Source organism: Methanocrinis sp. (assembly GCF_049974945.1).
Lineage (GTDB): Archaea > Halobacteriota > Methanosarcinia > Methanotrichales > Methanotrichaceae > Methanocrinis.
Genome location: NZ_JBNGCU010000158.1, coordinates 1 through 2,904 on the forward strand (window position 1 = coordinate 1; position 2,904 = coordinate 2,904).

The following is a 2,904-nucleotide window of genomic DNA, read 5'->3' on the forward strand; positions in this document are numbered from 1 at the left end:
TCATCATAATATGATAACTGGACGACTCCATATATAGGTTGCTGTCAGAAGTATGTGAAATTCGGTGCAGATAATTTGGTGTTGATATTTAGAGCCGAGATTTATAATCGGCATTCTGGATAGAGATTAAGTCATTTGCCCAGGATCTTCCGGAGAAATCCGCCGGTCTCCTTCTTCTCTTTCGACCCCGAACTCAGCCCGGTCTCTCCTCCTCCTGCCTGAGAGCTGGCCGGTTTGGCCCCTTTCTCGGCCCTGGTCTTGGTCGCGGCCCTCGCCCTCTCGCCGACGATGGGGGTGCTCGCCCCGCCGTGCCTGCTCTTCCTCGGCCTGACCTTGACCGTGACGGGATGCTCGATCTCATTGCTGACCAGCATCGCCGTCCCCGGCGGGAGCCTCTTTATATCCTCCTCCAGCTCCGAGCTCATCCCCTCAATCCCCTTGCTCAGGGCCCGCAGGTCGTTGGGATTGGTGACCCGGAGGATGATCTGGGTGTTGCACTGGGATATGACGTTCTTGTCCACCCTGGCGGGCCTCTGGCTGATGACGAGCAGGCCCAGGCCGAACTTCCTCCCCTCGGCGGCTATGGTCCTGATGATCGCGGTGCTGGCGGCCCTTCCGCTGCCCCGTTCCGGGATGTAGTTGTGGGCCTCCTCCACCACCACCATGCCGGGGTTGACGAGCCCCCTCTTCCTCGCCTCGAATAAATCTGAGAGGAGCTTGGCCACGATCATCCCCTGGAGGTCGGGCGGAACTCCGGTCATCTCGATGACCGAGGCCCTCCCCCTCTGGAGGAGGTCGCCGAGATTTGTGGGCTTGCCCGAGAATATCCCCAGCTCCGCCAGGGCTTCGAGGTGGCCGATCAGCCCCCACTTGGCCTTGCTGGTGTCCTTCTCGGCCTGGGCGATGACCTCCTCCAGATCGTAGTCGCCGCCGTCAGAGGAGAGGATCTTTATCGCCTCGTAGAGGACCCCCTTCTGGCTGTTGGTCACGTCCTCGGGGAGCATCGCCGAGATCTCCCTTGCGGTCATCTTCTTGCCGTTGAAGCGGAAGAACCGGTCGGCATGAGGGGCGAGGGCCTGGTTTGCTGGGGAGTAGACGGTGACGTCGTATCCTCTCGGCTTGACCTCATATTTGGCGAACTCCCCTTTGGCGTTCTTCTGCTTCATCGAGGCGTACTCGCCGTGAGGATCGATTATCAGAAGGGCGACCCCCTTCTCCAGAAGCTCCTCCAGGACCACCGCCGCGGTGTAGGACTTCCCGCTTCCGGTCTTGGCGAGGATGCTGCAGTGCTTCTGGACGAAGGAGTCGGCTTCCAGCTTCACCTTCAGATCGTGGCCGTCGAGAAGTCCGATGTAGAGGTTTCCCTTCGAGAGGCCCAGGGCCATCTCGATGAGGGGGCCGTCGGCCCGAAGTACCGGATCGCCGGGCCGGGGAGGGTTTGTGGGCATGGCGAGCCTTCCGCCCGAGGCCACTCCAATCACCCGGGCCAGGCCCAAAACCCGCTCTTTCGCCTCGGTCTTCTCCTCGTCGATGGTGTTCAGGCTGTAGGCGAGGTTGGACCGGGTGACGTCCACCACCTGGGCGAAGATCCAGTCCTTTGAGCCGTCTTTGACCTTGACGTAACTTCCCCTGCTAGCCTCGTCGGCGATCAAAAACTTGAACTCGTGGGCGCTCGTCTCCCCCACGATAATTCCGATCTCGTCTCCCAGATTACCACCACGTTCTCAAGAGGCAAAGCCCTCGCCATCACGAACGACCGGAGCCGCATAGTTCAGATCTTCGCCCACCCCACAAGAGCTTAACGGTACCTGCGTCGATATCGATCTTTTAGCATGCCGCCGTAGGCTAGCCCAGCGAGAAGGCCCGTTATATGGGCCATGTGAGCTATGTTGTCTGCTGACCCCATCAAGGCGAAGTCGATAACCGCAAAGAGGACTATCGCAGCCCTTATGCTCAGGGGTATCACGAAGTATATCAATACCGTGATCTCCGGGGCGATCACGGCGAGGCAGCCCATAACTCCGAAAAGGGCGCCGCTCGCTCCGACCATGCTGCCCGTGGGGACCGCTGCCATCTGGCCGATGGCTGCGACGAGGCCCGAGATGATGAATATCTGAAGGAACTTCGACTCGCCCACCCTCCGCTCCAGCTCGGTTCCGAAGAAGAAGAGGACGATCATGTTGACCAGCAAGTGGGAGAGATTGCCGTGGACGAACATGTGGGTGATGAGAGTCCAAGGTCGGGCTGCGACGAAGGCCGGGTTTAAGGCCAGGTAGTTAGAAGTAAAGACGGGTGCTTTGACACTGACGAAGAAGAGGAGGACGCATATGACAAGAATCATGCCCGAATATGTCAGAGGAAGCTTGAAACCACCGGTGGGGGAAAAACGATCGTCGCCCCAGGGGTCCGGGTCGTTCCAGCGATCGTCGCGACCGCCCTCTCTCTGCACCCCGGCCCCAAGCGAGAGCCTTCTCGCCAAGCTTTGTCCCGACCTCCCGAATGATCCCCTCAAATCGATCTCACCTCACCAAAGCTTATTCATCTGGCCCATCCGTCTGGAAGAGGCTCTACAAATAGATGCTGGCGGCCCGGATCACTCCACGATGTACTCTCCGTCCCGGAGGACGATGACGTAATCGGCGGAGTTTTTAAGAGCGACGGAGAAGCCGGGCTCAGCCCCGAAGATTATCGTCTCCCTGCCGTGCTCCATCGCCTTCAGAAGGACGGGCTTGAAGTCGGCGTCCCTGGTGACCAGGGCGATGGTATCTATGATCGGGCTGTAGATCATCTCCATCGCCTCCACCGCCAGCTTAACGTCGACGTCGCTGGTGCAGATCACCGGCTCAAAGCCCTGGTTCTCCACAGCCTCCACCAGCTTCTCGGAGGCGTACTGGTTGAGGAATA

The 2,904-nt window shown here is 59.5% G+C and carries 3 protein-coding genes; all 3 read right to left on the reverse strand.

The window, feature by feature from the left end:
• Positions 1 to 131: 131 nt before the first annotated feature.
• A complete protein-coding gene (locus tag ACP5EL_RS10070) occupies positions 132 to 1,685 on the reverse strand; it encodes an ATP-binding protein (protein ID WP_428402380.1) in 1,554 nt (517 codons plus the stop codon).
• Between the two features lie 113 nt (positions 1,686 to 1,798).
• The gene (locus ACP5EL_RS10075; protein WP_428402381.1) at positions 1,799 to 2,341 is read right to left on the reverse strand and encodes a rhomboid family intramembrane serine protease; all 543 of its coding nucleotides are present in this window, start codon (positions 2,339 to 2,341) and stop codon (positions 1,799 to 1,801) included.
• Between the two features lie 252 nt (positions 2,342 to 2,593).
• Positions 2,594 to 2,904: NYN domain-containing protein (locus ACP5EL_RS10080; RefSeq protein WP_428402382.1), on the reverse strand; the 311-nt coding region annotated here is incomplete at its 5' end.